We start from the raw sequence: 17,304 nt of genomic DNA on the forward strand, positions 1-17,304 counted from the left end.
TCACTTCAAGGAGAACGACGCCACTCTCAGGTCGCCGGTGAACACGAGGTAGACGTCCTGCCGTCCCCGCGCCTGGCTCAGCGCCGCGGTGGTCGTGCCGTAGGTGTAGACGTTCCCGGTGCTCGCCACGGCGGCCGTGCCGACCACCTCGCCGTGCACCGGATCGCCGAGCCGGACCTCGATCGAGGCGCTGCCCGCCGCGGCCCTGGACACCTTGGCGCTGAACGTCTTCGCGCCCCGGCCCAGGTCCGCGTCGGTGAACCTGATCCACTGCCCGGCCGCCGCGCCGACCGCGTCGCCGCGCTCCTTGCTCTCGTCGACCAGCGTCACGCCCGAGTAGTCGTCGAAGTCGACCGCGCGGGTGGCCTTCGCCAGGTCGCGCGCGGGGATCGTCTCCCCGCGGACGCGGACGCTCCCGCGCTGCCGGATATCGTCGACCGAGGCGCCGACCTCGATGTCCTGCACGGAGTTCTCCACGACCCACTTGCCGCGCGTCACGTCCCACACCGCCAGATCAGCCGCTTTCACCGTCAGCGTCACGGTCTTCGACCGCCCCGGATCGAGGTGCACCCGGTCGAACGCGCGCAGCCGTTGATCGGGCTGCTTGTCGCGGGAGGTCTGCTGGTGGGTGTAGAGCTGCACGACCTCGTCACCGGCGCGCGTGCCCGTGTTCGTGACGCGCACGCTCACCTTGACCTCGCCACGCGCGTCCACCACCGGCGAGTCGACCTTCAGCCCGTCGTAGCGGAACGAGGTGTAGGACAGCCCGTACCCGAAGGGGTACAGCGGTTTGCCCTCGAAGTACTGGTAGGTGCGGCCGCTCTTGATGATGTCGTAGTCGAGGATGTCCGGGAGGTCCGCCGCCGACCGGTACCAGGTCTGGGTGAGGTGGCCCGAGGGGTTCCGGTCGCCGAACAGCACGTCGGCCAGCGCGTTGCCGGTCTCCGCCCCGGCGTGCGTGGTCCACAGCATCGCGGGCACGTTCGCCTGCTCCCAGTCCACGGTCGTGGGGTAGCTGTTCTCCAGCACCACCACCGTGTTCGGGTTGGCCGCGTGTACGGCCTTGACCAGTGCTTCCTGCCCCGCGGCGAGGTTCATGTCGGTGCGGTCGTGGTCTTCGCGGCCGTTGATGAACGGCATGCTGCCCACGACGACGACCGCCACGTCCGCCGCGCGCGCCTTGGCCGCCGCATCGGCGATCCCGTCGCGCACGACGTCCTTGGTGAACCTGGCCGCTTCCGCCGCGGTGACCGCGCCCAGCGTCAGGTGGCCGTCCTGGGCGACCGTCAGGTACTGCTCAGGCCCCGACCAGTCGTAGGCCTTCTCGTACCCGGCGTACCGGATCACGAACTGGCCGCCGCCGACGTCCTCCAGCTTGAACTGCTGCTGCACGAACCACCCGGACGGCTGGACCGCGCTGTTGACGAACGACGAGCCCGAAATGGTGACGTACCTGTCGTTGGCCGCGCTGCGCAGCGTGAGCACGCCCTGGCCCCAGTCGAACACGTCGAACTGCTGCGTCGCGCCCGCGCCGCCGTCGGCGATCCGCAGGACGTCGCCGTCCGCGGCGGCCCCGGCCGTGACGTACCGGCCGGACCCCACCTCCTTCAGCGCGATCCGGTCCACGCCCTCACCGTCGGTCACCGTGCCACCGCTGCCCAATCGCGCCTTGACGCCGTCGACGGGTGTGACGCCGTAGGGCAGGGCGCCGGAGTACCAGTCGGTGTACAGGGTGTCCGACAGCGGACCGACCACGGCCACCTTGCGCGACTTCCGCGCGTCGAGCGGGAGCGTGCCGCCCTGGTTCTTGAGCAGCACCACCGCCTCGCCCGCCGTCTCGCGGGCCAGTGCCCGGTTCGCCGGGCTGTCGATGACATCCTTGGTGATCTTCGCGTACGGTCCGCCGCCCGGATCGAACTCGCCGAGGCGGAACCGGATCGCGAGGATGTGCCGCACGGCCGTATCCACATCGGACTCGGCGATCAGGCCCCTGGCCAACGCGGTCTTGATCGCCTCGATCGTCTTGGCGGAGTTCGTGTCGTCGGTGGTGAAGCTGTCCACACCCGCCTTGAGCACGGCCGCGTCGGCCGTGGGCAGGTCCGGGTAGTAGTTCTGCGACCCGATCAGGCCGTTGGGCGCGCCCGCGTCGGTGACGTTGAACAGCTCCTGGTCCGTCCACGTCCGCACGACGTCGTCGACATCGCTGTGCGCGGTCATCGGACGGCCGTTCACCAGGTTGTACGAGGTCATCACACCGGTCGCCGCGTCGGCGGAGATGGCGGGCTTGAACGCCGCCTCGTCGTACTCGTGCTTCACCCGCGGCCGCAGCTGCGAGGACGTGGTGTCGCGGTGGACCTCGTTGTTGTTGGCCAGGTAGTGCTTCAGCACCGGCGCGGTCTTGAGGTGGCGCGGGTCGTCGCCTTGCAAGCCGCTGCCGTACGCGGTGGAGATCTCACCGGTCAGGTGGGTGTCCTCGGAGTAGCCCTCCTCGTTGCGCCCCCAGCGCGGGTCGCGCAGCAGGTTAACCACGGGCGCCCACAGCTGGAGTCCCCACACGCCGGGGTTCTCGACGTTGTACCCGCGGGCCTCGTCGCCGACCGCGGCGCCGACCCGCTTGATCAGCTCGGTGTCCCACGTCGACGCGAGGCCGACCGCCTGGGGGAACACGGTGCCCTTCGCCGTGACCACGGCGCCGTTGTTCGACCGGTCCGTCGACCAGCCGACGCCGTGCAGAGCCTCGGTCCCGGTCTTGAACGCGCCCACGCCCAACCTGGGGATCGCGGGCTGGTACTGGTGCAGCAGCGACACCTTCTCGTCCAGGGTCAGCCGCTTCAGCAGGTCGCCGACCCGGCTGTCCAGCGGGAGGCCGGGGTCCCGGAACGGGTAGGTCTGCCGCGCCGCGGCGGGACCCGCGGAGGCGAGCACCACCAGCAGCGCCGTCACCAGCAGAGCGAGTAATCGTTTCACGGTCGTTCCCCCGAGTCGTTGAGGACCGCGGTCAACACCTCGCGGTCGGCCTGGATGAGCACCCCGTGGTCACGTCCGGTCGTGCGGCCGCCGACCACCGAGGCCACCGAACGCGCGCCGACCAGCAGCACCCGCCACCCCGGCGGCGCGGACGAAGCCTCGACGGTGATCGCGTCACCGCGGCGCGAGGTCACGAACCGCGCGCCGGGCTCCCCGTCGACGGTCGTGATGGTCGTCGTCACCGACGCCCCGTCGGCGAGTTCGTACACGTGCAGCGTCACGCCGTCGGCGTAGTCGTACTCCGGCCCGTCGTCGACGGAGCCCACCGGCACCACCGAGCCCGGCCGCACCAGCAGCGGGATGGTCGTGAAGTCGCACCGGTCGGTCACCCAGCGCGGACCGCGCACCCGCTCGCCGGTCCCGAAGCGCGTCCACGTCCCCTCCGGCACGTAGTACGACACCGCGCCGTCGGCGCTGAACACCGGCGCCACCAGCAGCGAGTCGCCCAGCAGGTACTGCCGTTCGAGCTGGGCGCAGCCGGGGTCGTCGGGGAATTCCAGCACCATCGCCCGCATCATCGGCACACCGGTCACCGTCGCCTGCCGGGCGGTGTCGAACAGGTAGGGCATCAGGCGGGCCTTGAGCTTCGCGAAGTGCCGCAGCACGTCAACGGACTCCTCGTCGAACAGCCACGGCACCCGGTAGGAGTCGCTGCCGTGCAACCGGCTGTGCGAGGACATCAGCCCGAACGCGATCCACCGCTTGAACAGCGCCGGGTCCGGTGTGCCCTCGAAGCCGCCGATGTCGTGGCTCCAGAACCCGAACCCGGACATCCCTAGCGACAGCCCGCCGCGCAGGCTCTCGGCCATCGACTCGTAGGTCGACTCGCAGTCGCCGCCCCAGTGCACCGGGTACTTCTGCGACCCCGCGGTGGCCGACCGGGCAAACACCACCGCGTCGCCGTCACCGCGCCGGGCGCGCAGCACGTCGAACACCGTGCGGTTGTAGAGCAGCGTGTAGTAGTTGTGCATCCGTTCCGGGTCGGAGCCGTCGAAGTAGGCGACATCGGTCGGGACGCGTTCGCCGAAGTCGGTCTTGAAGCAGTCGACCCCCTGCTCCAGCAACGCGTCGAGCTTCGAGGCGTACCACTCGCACGCGGCCGGGTTGGTGAAGTCCACCAGCGCCATGCCGGGCTGCCACAGGTCCCACTGCCACACGTCGCCGTTGGGGCGCTTCAGCAGGAACCCGCCCGCGGCCCCCTCGGCGAACAGCGGCGAGCGCTGCGCGATGTAGGGGTTGATCCACACGCACACCCGCAGACCGCGCGACCGGAGCCGCTCCAGCATTCCCGGCGGGTCGGGGAACACCCTCGGGTCCCACTCGAAGTCGCACCACTGGAACTCGCGCATCCAGAAGCAGTCGAAGTGGAACACGCTCAGCGGGATGTCCCGGTCGATCATCCCGTCGATGAACCCGGTCACCGTCTTCTCGTCGTAGGACGTGGTGAACGAGGTCGACAACCACAGGCCGAACGACCACGCGGGCGGCAGCGGAGGCCTGCCGGTGAGCGCGGTGTACTTGCGCAGCACCTCCTTCGGCGTCGGCCCGTAGATCACGAAGTACGCCAGCGACTGGCCGGGAACGCTGAACTGCACCCGCGACACGACCTCGGAGCCCACCTCGAACGACACGTTCCCCGGATGGTCGACGAAGACCCCGTAGCCCGCGTTGGTCAGGTAGAACGGCACGTTCTTGTACGCCTGCTCGGTCCCGGTGCCGCCGTCGGCGTTCCAGATGTCGACGACTTGGCCGTTGCGCGCCAACGGACCGAAGCGCTCCCCCAGCCCGTACACGACGTCGCCGACGCCGAGGGTGAGCTGGTCGCGCACGTGGTGCTCGCCGTCGACGGTCATGAAGCCCATCGCCTTGGTGCGGCTGGAGGTCAGCCCGCGGCCCTCGGCGACGAAATCGACGCCCCAGCCCTCCTCGCGCCCGACGCGGACGGACAGTTCGCCGGAGGTCAGCACCGCGGTGCCGTCCTCGTCGGCGACGTCGGCGGTGAAGTCCTCCACGTCCAGTTCGAACACCGGCTGCCTCGGCACCTCGCCGCCGAAGTGCGTGATGACGACGCCGATGACGTCCGGCATCGGCGAGGACAGCCCGACGGTGACGACCGGCCCCTTAAGGGTGTCGCCCCGCTGCCGGATGGGTGTCGTGGGGGCGTGCACCACGAGCGAGCCCTTGCCCGTGGTGACGTCGTGCACCTCGGCCGGGTAGGCGGCCCGCACCCCCGGCCGCAGCATCCAGTAGCCGTCGCTGAACTTCACTTCACCGCTCCCGCCGTCAACCCGCGTGTCAGAGTTCGTTGGAAGATGAGGAAGAAGGCGACGGCCGGGACGATGCCCAGCAGCGCCGACGCGCTGGTCGTCGTGGCGTCCATCAGCCGCTGGCCCTGGAGGACCCCCAGCGCGACCGGGACAGTCTGGTTGTCCGCGGAGACGAGCAGCACCAGGGGGATGAAGAACTCGTTCCACGTCCAGATGAAGAAGAACACGAACAGCACGCCCAGCGTCGGCCTGCTGATCGGCACCACGATCCGGGCCAGGACCTGCCACTTGTTCGCGCCGTCGATCCTGGCCGCCTCCAGGATCTCGCGCGGGAACGCGACGAAGGTGGACGACAGCAGGTAGGTGCCGAACGCCGCCTGGACGATCGTGAACACGATGATCACGCCCAGCCGGGTGTCGTACAGGTCGACCTGCTTGAACAGGTAGTACAGCGGGTAGACCAGCGCCTCCTGCGGCAGCGTGTTCGCGATCAGGAACAGCACGAGCACCCAGAGCCGCCCCTTGATCCGGCCGATCCCGAGCGCGTAGGCGTTCAGCACGGAGATCACGACCGCCAGCACGGCCACCGAACCCGCGATCAGCGCGCTGTTGAACAGCTTCTGCCCGAAGTCGACGCGCTGCCAGAAGTCGACGATCCCCTGCACCCGCACGTCCGTCGGGATCGCCAGCGGGCCGTTGGCGGCGTAGTCGGCGGGCGACTTGACCGCGTTCAGCACGACGATCGCGAACGGGATCAGCATCACCGCCGCCAGCGCGACGAGCCCGATCAGCACCAGGTAGCGTCCCGGACCGCGGCGCGCGTGGACGGTCGCCATCAGCCGTCCTCCCTGCGGTTCTGCACGCGCAGGAAGAACGCGGTCAGCAGCAGGATCAGGACGGTGAGCACGGTGGCGATGGCCGCGCCGTACCCGACCCTGGTCCGCTCGAAGAAGTTCTGGAACGAGAAGTACGACGGCACGTTCGTCGCGCCGGCGGGACCGCCCCTGGTCAGCACGTAGATCGGCCCGAACACCTTGAGCGCCGCGATGGAGCAGGTCAGCAGCACCACGAACACCTCGGGGCGGATGCCCGGCACGGTCACGTGCCAGAACCGGCCCCACCACGACGCGCCGTCCAGCTCGGCCGCCTCCAGCAGCGCCGGGTCGACCCGCTGCATCCCGGCCATGAAGATGACGACCGGGTAGCCGAGCTGGATCCACGCCAGCACGCCCATCACGCTGTACAGCGCGATGTCCGGGTTCCCCAGCCAGTCCTGGGCCAGCGCGCCCAGGCCCACGGCGTCGAGGAACGCGTTGAGCGCGCCACCCTGCGGAGCCAGGATCCAGCTCCACACGATCCCGGCGACCGCGATCGGCAGCACCTGCGGCAGGTACACGCACGCCCGCAGGACGCTGGCCGCGCGCGGACCGAACCGCTTGCCGACGAAGTCGAACAGCGCCGCCGCGACGATCAGCCCGGCGGTCGTGGGCAGGATCGCCATGGCGACGATCAGGCCGACGTTGTGCCGGAAGGACGCCCAGAAGGCGCTGTCCGCGAACAGCTTCGCGTAGTTCTCGAACCCGATCCACACCGGGTCGCCGACGCCGGACCAGCGGGTGAAGCTGATGCCGACGTTCATCGCGAACGGCACGATCACGACGGCGAGCAGCAGGAGCGCGCCGGGGATCAGGAAGACCAGGTAGCCCCCGCGTCCGCCGCCCCGCCGCCGTGGCGGGGCGGACCGGGCGGGCTCCGCGCGGGACGGCCGGTCCACGGCCGGGGCGACGCTCATCCGCCGATGTTCGCGCGGTTCTCGGCGTACGGCTTCGCCAGTTCGTCGAGCACCTGGGACGGGCTCGCGGTGCCGGTGATGAGCTTCTGCGTCGCGGACACCATCACGTCGTAGTAGCCGGGCGCGGGCCAGTCCGGGTAGTACGCCAGTCCGTCGTTCCCGGCCAGCGTGTCGAAGTCGTCGTTCAGCGCCTTCGCCGCGGGGTCGGTGGACGGCGTGCCGCCGGTGGAGATCGGGATGCCGCCCGCCGCGCGGAGCACGTCCTGGATCTCCGGGGACAGCGTGATGTCGATGAAGTCGTAGGCCAGGTCCTTGTTCTTCGACCCCGCGGGAACGACCCACTGGTTGCCGCTCGACCCGGCGTTGAGCTTGTTGCCCGGCCACAGGAACGAGCCCCACTGGAAGTCCTTGATGCCCGCGGTCATGCGGCCCTGCCACCAGCTGCCGGACACCATGATCGGGAACTTGCCCTGGATGAACGACAGCCCCATGTCCTCGGCCTTGACGCCGCTGGACTCCGGGCTGATGTACTTCTTGGCCACCCAGTCGGCGAACGTGGTCGCGCCGTAGGTCCAGGCGGCGTCGTGGAAGTCGACGTCACCGGTGTAGCGCTGGTAGCGGTCCACCCACGCGCGGTCGGCCTTGCTCAGCGCGAGCTGGTAGAGGACCTGCTGGGCGGGGTACTCGCCGCCGCCGACTGCCAGCGGGGTCACTCCCGCCGCCACGAACGCGTCCATCGCGGCGGTGAACTCGGCGAGCGTCTTCGGCACCGCGATGCCGCGCGCCGCGAACATGTCCTTGTTGTAGTAGACCGTGACGTACTCGGCGTAGTTGGGGATGCCGAACCACTTGCCGGACCCCATCACGCCCCGGTCGTCGTACTGCGAGGTCGTCTTCAGGTTCGGCGCCATGAGCTTGTCCCAGCCGCGGCTGGCGACCTGTTCGCTCAGGTCCGCGAGCAGCCCCTGCTTGGACAGCAGGCCGGTGGTCGCGTTGCCCTTGTTGTACTCCAGGATGTCCGGGGCCTCGTTCGAGTTGAGCACCATCGGAGCGGTCTTCTGGATCTGCTCGAAGCCCTTCTCCTCGAACGCGACCTTCACGCCGGGGTGCTTCTCCTCGAACTTCGCGATGGCGGCGTCCCACGCCTTGCCCATGGCGCTGTCCGGGCCCTCGTAGTGCCAGAGCTTCAGCGTCTTGGGGTCGGAGTCGCCCGAGGAACCACCGCAGCCCGACACCGTCAACAGGGCGACGACCAGCGCCGCGAACACTCGTGTGGACATCAGGCATTCCTCCCGAAGGACCGCATTGTTCCGCGCGGCGGATTCCGATCCCGTGGTCGACGGGGATTGTTCTCGTGGCCGGAAACCGTTGCCCACAAAAGGGGAACGGGCGATCGGGTCGACCGCCGTTCCGTTCGTGTGAATCGCTTTGTTGCCGCGGAGCAGATGCTAGCGATCACACCTGGTCGTTGGCGTTGTCGGCGCGGAAAAAGACGGCCCGTGACCACAACCGGCCACGTCCCTTGGCGGGTCCGTGATCGCGGTGTAGGCCGGGTGCCGATTACAGGACGAAGCCCTCCGGGAAGGGGTCGGTCGGGTCGAGCAGGTACTGGGCCATGCCGGTGATCCAGGCGCGGCCGGTGATCGTGGGGACGACGGCGTCCACGTCCCCGACCCTTTCGGCGCGCACCAGTCGACCGGTGAACCTCGTGCCCAGCAACGACTCGTTGACGTGGTCGACGCCCAGAGCCAGCTCGCCTCGGCCGTGCAGCTGGGCGAGCCGCGCCGACGTGCCGGTGCCGCAGGGTGAGCGGTCGAACCAGCCGGGGTGCACGACCATGGCGTTGCGCGAGTCGCTGCCCGCCTCGCCCGGCGCGGTGAGCTGGACGTGTTTGCAGCCGGAGATCGCCGGGTCGAGGGGGTGCACGGGCCGGTCGGTCGCGTCGATCGCCGCCATGATGTCCAGTCCCGCGGCCAGCATCCGGTCCTTCTCCGCGCGGTCGAACGGGATGCCGAGGTCCGCGATCGGCAGGATCGCGTAGAAGTTGCCGCCGTAGGCCATGTCGTAGCGCACCTGCCCGAGGCCCGGCACCTCCACCACCGCGTCCTGCCTGGTCGTGAAGGACGGCACGTTCTCGATGGTCACGGACTCCGCGCGGCCGTCGCGCACCACCGCCCGCGCCTCGACGAGCCCGGCCGGGGTGTCCAGCCGCACCACCGTCTCCGGTTCGGTGACGGTGACCATGCCGGTCTCCACCAGCACGGTCACCACGCCGATCGTGCCGTGCCCGCACATCGGCAGGCACCCGGAGACCTCGATGTAGAGCACGCCCCAGTCCGCGTCCGGCCTGGTCGGCGGCTGGAGGATCGCCCCGCTCATCGCCGCGTGGCCGCGCGGCTCGTTGACCAGGAACCGGCGGAGGTGGTCCAGGTGCTCGACGAAGTGCAGGCGGCGCTGGGCCATGGTGTCGCCGGGGATGACGCCGACACCGCCGGTGATCACCCTCGTCGGCATGCCCTCGGTGTGCGAGTCGACGGCGGTCAGGGTTCGGACCGAGCGCATGTCAGGCCCCCTTCAGGTGGTCGAAGGCGCGCCGCAGGTCGGCGTCCAGCACGTCGATCTGCGCCGCGGACAGCGGTCCGCGCGGCGGCCTGCACGGCCCGCCGAAGCGCCCGGCCTGGTCCATGCCGCGCTTGATCGCCTGCACGAACTCGGTGCGCGAGTCCCAGCGGAACGCCGCCACGAGCGGTTCGTACAGCTCCCGCGCCTCTTCGACCCTGCCGGTGGTCGCCAGCTCGTAGAGCCGCGCGGACTCGGCGGGGAAGACGTTGGGGAACCCGGCGAACCAGCCGGTCGCGCCCATCAGCAGCGACTCCAGCACCACGTCGTCCGCGCCCGCCACCACCGTCAGGCCCGGCGCCCGTTCGCGGATCTCCAGCACCCGCCGGACGTCCCCGGAGAACTCCTTCACCGCGACCACGTTGTCGATGGCGGCGATCTCGGTCAGCAGCTCGGGCGTGAGGTCGACCTTGGTGTCGAACGGGTTGTTGTAGACCATCACCGGCAGGCCCACGGCCGCGACCGCGGTGAAGTGCGCGACGACCTCGCGGGCGTTGGCCCGGTACATCGTCGGCGGCAGGCACAGCACGCCGTCCGCCCCGTCCTCGGCGGCCAGCTCGGCCCAGTGCCGCGCCTGGTGCGAACCCGGCCCGTGCACACCGACCACGACGAGGGCGTCACCGCCGACCGCGGCCACCGCCGTCCGGGCGACCTCGCGGCGTTCGGCGTCGGTCAGCGAGGAGTACTCGCCGAGCGAGCCGTTCGGGCCGACGCCGCGGCAGCCGTTGTCGACCACCCAGCGGCAGTGCTCGGCGTAGCGGTCCAGGTCCGGCCGCAGCCCGGCGGGCGCGCCGGGATCCTCGGCGTAGGGCAGCGCGGTCGCCACGATGACACCGTCGAGACGTTCGGTCACAGGTCCTCCTCGGGCAGCAGGGGCGCGTCGGCGAGCTCGCCGAGCCGCAGCGGCGTGGCGAGCGGTCGGCGGTGGAAGGCGTCCGCGTCGGGCAGCGGGTGGCCGAGCCGGGCAGCGGCCAGGTCGGCGATCTCCAGACCGCACGTCCGGCCCTGGCACAGCCCGAGTCCGGCGCGACTGGCCAGCTTGATCGTGCGCACGTCGGCCGCGCCCAGGTCGAGTGCGGCGTCCAGGTCGTGCAGGGTGACCTCCTCGCACCGGCACACCAGCGTGTCCGGCGTGAGCCAGCCGTGCCGCCCCTCGCGCACCGGGTGCGCGGCGGCCAGCGCCTCGGCGAACCGCCTGCCCCGACGCACCGCGCGCAACGCCCTGGTCGGCGGCTCGGGGGCACGGGCCGCCGCCGCGCCCGCGACGGCGCCTTCGGCGGCGGCGAGGTCGGCGCCGCCGATGCCCGTGACCTCGCCCGCCGCGTACACGCCGGGGACCGAGGTGGCGCCGGTGCCGTCGACCGCAACGAACCCGCCGACCAGGCGGCAGCCGAAGCCCACGGCCAGTTCCAGGCGCGGGGTGAAGCCGTGGCCGACGCACACCGCGTCCACCGCGATCCGGCGGCGGGTGCCGTCGACGACCGACCAGTCCGGGCGCAGCCGGGCGACCGTGACCCCGGTGACCCGGTCGTCGCCGTGCGCGGCGATCACGGCGGCCCGGCCGCGGACCGGGATCCGGTGCCGTCCGAGCACGGTCGCGTACCGCGCCAGTTCACCGAGCTTGCTGACGTTCGCGAGAGCACCGGGATACCGGGCCCAGGCACCGAAGGCGTTGGCTTCCAGCACTTCCACGACCCGTGCGCCGACCCGGACCAGCGACTCAGCCACCGGCAGCAGGAACGGGCCGGTGCCGGAGACGACGACCCGCCTGCCGACCGCGACGCCCTGGCCCTTCGCCAACGCTTGCGCGGCGCCTGCGGTGTAGACGCCGGGGAGGTCCCAGCCGGGGAACGGGACGACCCGGTCGTGCGCGCCGGTCGCCAGCACGACGGCGTCGGCGTCGAGCACGTGGGGAGTCCGGTGCGGGCTGTCGGCCGGACCGCTGCGGACGTGCAGGCGCAGGCCCTCGAACGCCCACACCGTGCTACTGGCCAGGTGTCGCACGCGGGAGTCCGCGTGCTGCGGCGTGCCCCGGTGGTACTGGCCGCCCAGCCACGGCTCGGAGTCCACCAGCACGACCTCGGCGCCCGCCCTGACCGCAGCGTCGGCGGCGGCCAGCCCGGCGGGCCCGCCGCCGACCACGACGACCCTCACGTCGGCAGCTCCGCCCCGTGCTGGGTGCGGACGGCGTCGCCGTCCTCGGGGTACCGCTGGCAGGCTCGGACGTCGGGCACGCCGTTGACCACGACGAGGCAGTCGAAGCAGACCCCGATGCCGCAGAACACCCCGCGCGGGCGTTCCCCGGCGCGCGTGGTGCGCCACGACGACCGGCCCGAGGCGATCAGGACGCCGGCGATCGTCCGGCCGGGCGGCACATCGTGCGGTTCGCCGTCGACGGTGATCCTCATGCGAGCACCCCCGGTCGGTCCACCCGGAACGGTGCCGGGTCGAGGTGCGGACCGGCTCCGGTGACGAGTTCGGCGAGCAGCCTGCCGGTGGCGGCCGCCAGTCCGATGCCCGCGCCCTCGTGACCGGTCGCGTGCCAGAGCCCCGCGCACCGCGGGTCGGCGCCGATGACCGGCAGGTGATCCGGCGCGTACGGCCGGAACCCGCCGTAAGCGCGCATGACCGGCACGTTCGCCAGCACCGGGAACAGCGCCACGGCCCGGCGGGCGATCGCCCGCAGCACCTCGACCCGGATCGAGTCGTCGAACCCGACCCGCTGCCTGCTCGACCCGATGAGCACGGTGCCCCCGGCCGTCGACTCGACCACCGCGGAGATCTGGAGGTCGGCGTCACCGCTGGCGACCGCGCCCACGTAGTCGGCGTCGTACACCTTGTGCCGCACGGTCGGCGGCAGCGCGGCGGTCACCAGGACCACACCCCGGCGCGGCAGCACGGTGATCGGCGCGCCGAACGCGGCGGACACCTCACCCGACCACGGCCCGCACGCGTTGACCACGGCGCCGCACGGCACGTCGCCGTCGGCGGTACGGACGGCGACCACCCTGCCACCGGACCGGCGCAGGCCGGTGGCCCGCACACCGGGACGCAGCGCGCCGCCCCGACGGCGCACCGCCGCGAGCAGCGCTTTCGTCACCAGGACGGGCTGGAGCTGGGCGTCCTGCGGGTAGTGCACGGCCGCCACGACGGCGGGGGTCAGGTGGGGCTCGCGGTCGTGCGCCTCGTCCGGGGTGATCACCCGCGCGTCGACGCCCGCGGGCCGTTGACCGGCGGCGAACTCGAACAACGCCGTCGCCGCCCCCTCACCGGTCGCCACGACCAGGCCGCCCTTGGCGTCCCACTCCACGTCCACGCCCAGTTCGTCGAGCAGCGCGGGCCAGCGGCGCAGCGACGCCAGGGCCAGGTCGAGTTCGGGGCCGGGCCCCTTGTCGGACACCAGGACGTTGCCCTCGCCCGCGGCGCTCGTGCCCGCGCCGAGCGGTCCCCGGTCCAGCACGGTCACCCCGGCGCCCGCCGCGCTCAGCGCCTCGGCGCAGGCGGCGCCGATGACGCCCGAGCCGACCACGACCACGTCCGGGTAGCGCACTCGCACTCCAATCGTTCATTGAAGTGAACGCTTTGAGCGTAGGCGCGTGTCGGACGCGAGGTCAATCCCCGTGCGCGGCCCGTCCGAGATGCGCGCCGTCCGGGTGTTCCAGCAGCAACACGGACTCGACCGGCCCGCCGACGGTCCGGTAGGTGTGCGGGGCCTGCGCCGGGAAGCAGACGTAGTCGCCGGGGCCCAGCTCGTACGGCGCGGTCGGCGGGCCCACCCGGAGCACGCCTGAGATGACCAGCACGTGCTCGCGGCCGGGGTGTCCGGAGGAGTACTGGGTCTGCCCCGGTCGAACGCGCTGGTCGTAGACCTCGACGACGGTCTCGCCGATGGTGAGCCTGCGGACCATGCGCAGGTCGACGGCGTTGCTGGAGAGCACGTCCAGGTCGGCCGCGCGCACCAGCACCACGTCCGAGTCGACGGGCGCGGTCAGCAGATCGGACACCGGCACGCCCAGGGTGTTCGACAAACTGAACACCGTGTCGATGGTCGGATTGCCCATCCCCGACTCCAGCTGGGACAGCGTGCCCTTCGCGATGCCCGACCGCCGCGCCAGCTCGGACAGCGACAGTCCGCCGTGCTCGCGCAGCGCGCGCAGGTTCGCCGCCAGCACCTGCCCGGCTTGCTCCCTGACCACCCGAACCTCCTCGCCCCGTCCGGCGAGCACGGTACCCGTGACTACCGGCGGGCGAGCCGCACGACGGTCCAGGAGACCGGTGGGAGCACCACGACCAAGCCGTCGTCGGCGATGTCCGCGGTCCCCTGCCGCGGCACGACCCGGTCCGGGTCCTGCTCGGTGTTGGTCGCGGTCGTGTCCTCATCGGACACCGTCCACACCTCGGCCACCCGCACGTCGCCGAACGCCGCGAGCGCCACCCGCAGTTCCACCGGCTCCTCCCGGTGCCGGTTCACCGCGAACACCACCGTGTCACCGCTTTCCGCGTCGTGCGTGGCGACCGCGTCGACCACCGGGACGTCGCCGAAGCGCGCGGTCGTCCCGCTCGGCGACGCGACCTGCGTCCGCAGCACGTCACCGCGCGCCAGCCGGGAGGTCAGCGCGAACGGGTGGAAGATCGTCTGCCGCCACGCCGGGCCGCCGGGCTCGCTGCGGATCGGCGCGATCACGTTGACCAGCTGCGCCTGGCACGCGGCGACCACGCGGTCGCTGTGCCGCAGCAGCGAGATCAGCAGGCTGCCGACCACCACGGCGTCGGTGACGTCGTAGGTGTCCTCGATCAGCCGCGGCGCGGTCCGCCACTCGACGGGCGGGTCGGCGTGGAAGCGCTTCTGGTACCAGACGTTCCACTCGTCGAACGACACGCCGATCCGCTTGTCGCTCTTGAGCCGCGCGCCGACGGCGTCCGCGGTGGCGACCACGCTGTCGATGAAGCGGTCCATGTCCACCGCCGAGGCCAGGAAGCTGTCGACGTCCCCGTCGAGCACCTCGTAGTAGGCGTGGCAGGAGATGTGGTCGACCTGGTCGTAGGTCAGCTCCAGCACCTCGGACTCCCAGTGGCCGAACGTCGGCATGGCGGAACTGGAACTCCCGCAGGCCACCAGTTCGAGGCCCGGTTCGGCCTGGCGCAACGCCCGCGCGGTCTCCGCGGCGAGCCTGCCGTACTCGTGCGCGGTCTTGTGGCCGGTCTGCCACGGCCCGTCCAGCTCGTTGCCCAGGCACCACATCGTGACGCCGTGCGGCTCCTCGGACCCGTTGGCGCGGCGCAGGTCCGACAGCCGCGTGCCGCCCTCGTGGTTCAGGTACTCCTGGACGTCGAGCGCCTCCTGGACCCCGCGCGTGCCGAGGTTGACCGCGTACATGACCTCCACGTCGGCCTTGCGCGCCCACCGCACGAACTCGTCGACGCCGACCTCGTTGGTCTCGATGCTGCGCCACGCGAGTTCGCGGCGCACCGGGCGGTCCGGGCCGACGCCGTCCTCCCACCGGTAGCCGGACACGAAGTTGCCGCCGGGGTAGCGGACCAGCGAGACGCCGAGTTCACGGGTCAGCGCCAGCACGTCGCCGCGGAACCCGTCCTCGTCGGCGGTCGGGTGGCCCGGCTCGTAGATGCCCGTGTAGACGCAGCGGCCCATGTGCTCCACGAACGACCCGAAGAGCCTGCGCCGCACCGGCGCGATCACGAAGTCGGGACTGATGACGAGGGTGGCGGTGAGCACGGTTCTCCTGCGGGGTTCGCGGAACTCTCGGACAGGACTACTTCAGGGCACCGGTGCCCACGCCGCTCCGCCAGAAGCGCTGGAGCAGGACGAACGCGATGATCAGCGGGACGATCGCCACCAGCGACCCGGTGACGACGAGGTTGAACAGCACCCTCGTACCCGCCTCCTGCTGCGCGGTGTTGAACCACGTGGTCAGCCCGACCGTCAACGGGTAGAGGTCGGCGTCGCTGAGCATCACCAGCGGCAGGAAGTAGTTGTTCCACGTCGCCACGAGCGTGAACAGGAAGACGGTGACGATCGCCGGGCGGATCATCGGCACCACGATCTGCCAGAAGATCCGCAGCTCGGAGGCCCGGTCGACGCGGGCGGCGTCGATCAGCTCCACCGGCACGCTCTCCGTCACGTAGACGCGGATGAGGTAGGCGCCGAACGGGCTGAGCAGCGAGGGCAGGATGACCGCCCAGGCCGTGTTCACGAGCCCCAGCCGGGACAGGATCAGGTAGGTCGGCAGCACCAGCGCGGTGGCGGGCACCATGATCATGCCGAGCAGCGCGGTCTCGAAGAACCCCTTGCCCCAGAACGAGAAGCGCGCCAGCCCGTAACCCGCGAACGCCGCGAGCAGCGTCGCCCCCAGCGCGCTCGCCCCCGAGTACAGCGCGGTGTTGACCAGCCAGCGGCCGTAGACGCCGCCGTCCTCGCGGAACAGCTGCCCGATGTTGTCGAAGAGGGCGAACCCGCGGCCGAACCACAGGGCCGGACTGGACAGCAGGTCCGGCTGGCTCTTGGTCGCCGCGATCACGACCCACAGCAGCGGGACGAGGAAGTAGAGCATCCCGGCCGCCATCACGATGTGCGGCACCCTGGGGTTCGGCTCGCCGAACCGGCGCGAGGCCGCGCTCACGATCCCGCTCCCCTGCGGCGGCTGACGAACACGAAGGCGTAGGCCACGACGAACACGACGAAGCCGAGGGTGAACGAGATCGTGGCGGAGTAGTTGAAGTTCGAGTAGGCGAACGCCTGGTTGTAGGCGTACAGGTTCGGCGTGTAGCCGGCCGAGATCTGGGGCGCGAACCGGGCCATGATCTGCGGTTCGGTGAAGAACTGCATGGTCCCGATGACGGTGAAGATCGCGGCGAGCGAGATGGCCTGCCGGATGGCGGGGACCTTGACGCGCAGGGCGATCTGCACCGGTGAGGCCCCGTCGAGCACGGCCGCCTCGTACATCTCGCGCGGCACGCCCTGCAGCGCCGAGTACATGACGATCATGTTGTAACCGGTCCACGCCCAGGTGACGATGTTCCCCAGCGACACCAGCAGCAGCGGCCCGCCGAAGAAGTCCACCGGGTCCCCGCCGAACAGGCTCGTCACGCCGCTGAACGGGCCGAACGTCTTGCTGTACAGGAATCCCCACATGAGCGCGCCGATGACGGCCGGGACGGCGTAGGGCATGAACGCGAACAGCCGGTAGAGCACCGCGAACCGGGTGGTGATCGCGTCCAGGGCCAGCGCCCCGGCCAGCGCGATCCCCAGCATGATCGGGATCTGCACGGCGCCGAACAGCAGGACGCGCAGGAAACCGTCCAGCAGCAACGGGTCCGTGAACGCGCGCACGTAGCCGTCGAGGCCGCTGAACCGCGATCCCAGCACCAGGCTCTTGGTGAAGAAGCTGAGGTAGAGTGCGAAACCCAGCGGCACCACCAGGAACGCGACCACCACGAGGAAGAACGGCAGCACGAAGAGCATCCCGGCCAGCGAGTGCGCCGTGACGCCGCGCGAGCCGCGCCTCGGCGCCCGTTCGATCGACGGGCGTCTGGGCGCGCCACCGTCCTCCGGCGCCGTTCTCGGCAGGGCCCGTGTCACGA

The 17,304-nt window shown here is 71.1% G+C and carries 14 protein-coding genes; all 14 read right to left on the minus strand.

Going from position 1 to position 17,304, the window contains the following annotated elements; genetic code table 11:
- Complete coding sequence (locus RM788_RS09200) at positions 1 to 2,967, minus strand: glycoside hydrolase family 3 protein (protein ID WP_315931141.1); 2,967 nt, start codon at positions 2,965 to 2,967, stop codon at positions 1 to 3.
- Complete coding sequence (yicI, locus tag RM788_RS09205; protein WP_315931142.1) at positions 2,964 to 5,294, minus strand: alpha-xylosidase; 2,331 nt, start codon at positions 5,292 to 5,294, stop codon at positions 2,964 to 2,966. The genes RM788_RS09200 and yicI overlap by 4 nt, the downstream gene beginning before the upstream one ends.
- Positions 5,291 to 6,130 carry a carbohydrate ABC transporter permease gene (locus RM788_RS09210; protein ID WP_315931143.1) on the minus strand — a complete coding sequence of 280 codons (840 nt, stop codon included), beginning with the start codon at positions 6,128 to 6,130 and terminating at the stop codon, positions 5,291 to 5,293. Before RM788_RS09210 ends, yicI begins: the two co-directional genes overlap by 4 nt.
- Complete coding sequence (locus tag RM788_RS09215; RefSeq protein WP_315931144.1) at positions 6,130 to 7,086, minus strand: carbohydrate ABC transporter permease; 957 nt, start codon at positions 7,084 to 7,086, stop codon at positions 6,130 to 6,132. The genes RM788_RS09210 and RM788_RS09215 overlap by 1 nt, the downstream gene beginning before the upstream one ends.
- Positions 7,083 to 8,366 carry an ABC transporter substrate-binding protein gene (locus RM788_RS09220; protein ID WP_315931145.1) on the minus strand — a complete coding sequence of 428 codons (1,284 nt, stop codon included), beginning with the start codon at positions 8,364 to 8,366 and terminating at the stop codon, positions 7,083 to 7,085. Before RM788_RS09220 ends, RM788_RS09215 begins: the two co-directional genes overlap by 4 nt.
- Before the next feature lie 280 nt (positions 8,367 to 8,646).
- The gene (locus tag RM788_RS09225; RefSeq protein ID WP_315931146.1) at positions 8,647 to 9,648 is read right to left on the minus strand and encodes a proline racemase family protein; all 1,002 of its coding nucleotides are present in this window, start codon (positions 9,646 to 9,648) and stop codon (positions 8,647 to 8,649) included.
- A gap of 1 nt (position 9,649) precedes the next feature.
- On the minus strand, positions 9,650 to 10,558 hold the full coding sequence (locus RM788_RS09230) for a dihydrodipicolinate synthase family protein (protein WP_315931147.1): 909 nt from the start codon (positions 10,556 to 10,558) through the stop codon (positions 9,650 to 9,652).
- Positions 10,555 to 11,859 carry an FAD-dependent oxidoreductase gene (locus RM788_RS09235; RefSeq protein ID WP_315931148.1) on the minus strand — a complete coding sequence of 435 codons (1,305 nt, stop codon included), beginning with the start codon at positions 11,857 to 11,859 and terminating at the stop codon, positions 10,555 to 10,557. Before RM788_RS09235 ends, RM788_RS09230 begins: the two co-directional genes overlap by 4 nt.
- The gene (locus tag RM788_RS09240) at positions 11,856 to 12,113 is read right to left on the minus strand and encodes a (2Fe-2S)-binding protein (RefSeq protein WP_315931149.1); all 258 of its coding nucleotides are present in this window, start codon (positions 12,111 to 12,113) and stop codon (positions 11,856 to 11,858) included. The genes RM788_RS09235 and RM788_RS09240 overlap by 4 nt, the downstream gene beginning before the upstream one ends.
- Positions 12,110 to 13,255: an NAD(P)/FAD-dependent oxidoreductase gene (locus RM788_RS09245; protein ID WP_315931150.1), complete on the minus strand. Its 1,146-nt coding sequence runs from the start codon at positions 13,253 to 13,255 to the stop codon at positions 12,110 to 12,112. Before RM788_RS09245 ends, RM788_RS09240 begins: the two co-directional genes overlap by 4 nt.
- Before the next feature lie 61 nt (positions 13,256 to 13,316).
- Complete coding sequence (locus RM788_RS09250; RefSeq protein WP_315931151.1) at positions 13,317 to 13,901, minus strand: helix-turn-helix domain-containing protein; 585 nt, start codon at positions 13,899 to 13,901, stop codon at positions 13,317 to 13,319.
- 41 nt (positions 13,902 to 13,942) lie between these two features.
- Positions 13,943 to 15,355 carry an arabinosylfuranosidase ArfA gene (locus RM788_RS09255; protein WP_399344940.1) on the minus strand — a complete coding sequence of 471 codons (1,413 nt, stop codon included), beginning with the start codon at positions 15,353 to 15,355 and terminating at the stop codon, positions 13,943 to 13,945.
- 121 nt (positions 15,356 to 15,476) lie between these two features.
- Complete coding sequence (locus tag RM788_RS09260; protein ID WP_315931153.1) at positions 15,477 to 16,343, minus strand: carbohydrate ABC transporter permease; 867 nt, start codon at positions 16,341 to 16,343, stop codon at positions 15,477 to 15,479.
- Positions 16,340 to 17,302, minus strand: coding sequence for a carbohydrate ABC transporter permease (locus tag RM788_RS09265; RefSeq protein ID WP_315931154.1), 963 nt, complete (start codon positions 17,300 to 17,302; stop codon positions 16,340 to 16,342). Before RM788_RS09265 ends, RM788_RS09260 begins: the two co-directional genes overlap by 4 nt.
- Positions 17,303 to 17,304: the final 2 nt, after the last annotated feature.

This window comes from Umezawaea sp. Da 62-37, assembly GCF_032460545.1.
Taxonomy (GTDB): domain Bacteria; phylum Actinomycetota; class Actinomycetes; order Mycobacteriales; family Pseudonocardiaceae; genus Umezawaea.

Excerpts from the sequence above, each read along its gene's own strand:
- RM788_RS09210 (WP_315931143.1), bottom strand. The coding sequence starts at position 6,130 with ATGGCGACCGTCCACGCGCGCCGCGGTCCGGGACGCTACCTGGTGCTG.
- RM788_RS09215 (WP_315931144.1), bottom strand. The coding sequence starts at position 7,086 with ATGAGCGTCGCCCCGGCCGTGGACCGGCCGTCCCGCGCGGAGCCCGCC.
- RM788_RS09220 (WP_315931145.1), bottom strand. The coding sequence starts at position 8,366 with ATGTCCACACGAGTGTTCGCGGCGCTGGTCGTCGCCCTGTTGACGGTG.
- RM788_RS09225 (WP_315931146.1), bottom strand. The coding sequence starts at position 9,648 with ATGCGCTCGGTCCGAACCCTGACCGCCGTCGACTCGCACACCGAGGGC.
- RM788_RS09240 (WP_315931149.1), bottom strand. The coding sequence starts at position 12,113 with ATGAGGATCACCGTCGACGGCGAACCGCACGATGTGCCGCCCGGCCGG.
- RM788_RS09255 (WP_399344940.1), bottom strand. The coding sequence starts at position 15,355 with ATGGGCCGCTGCGTCTACACGGGCATCTACGAGCCGGGCCACCCGACC.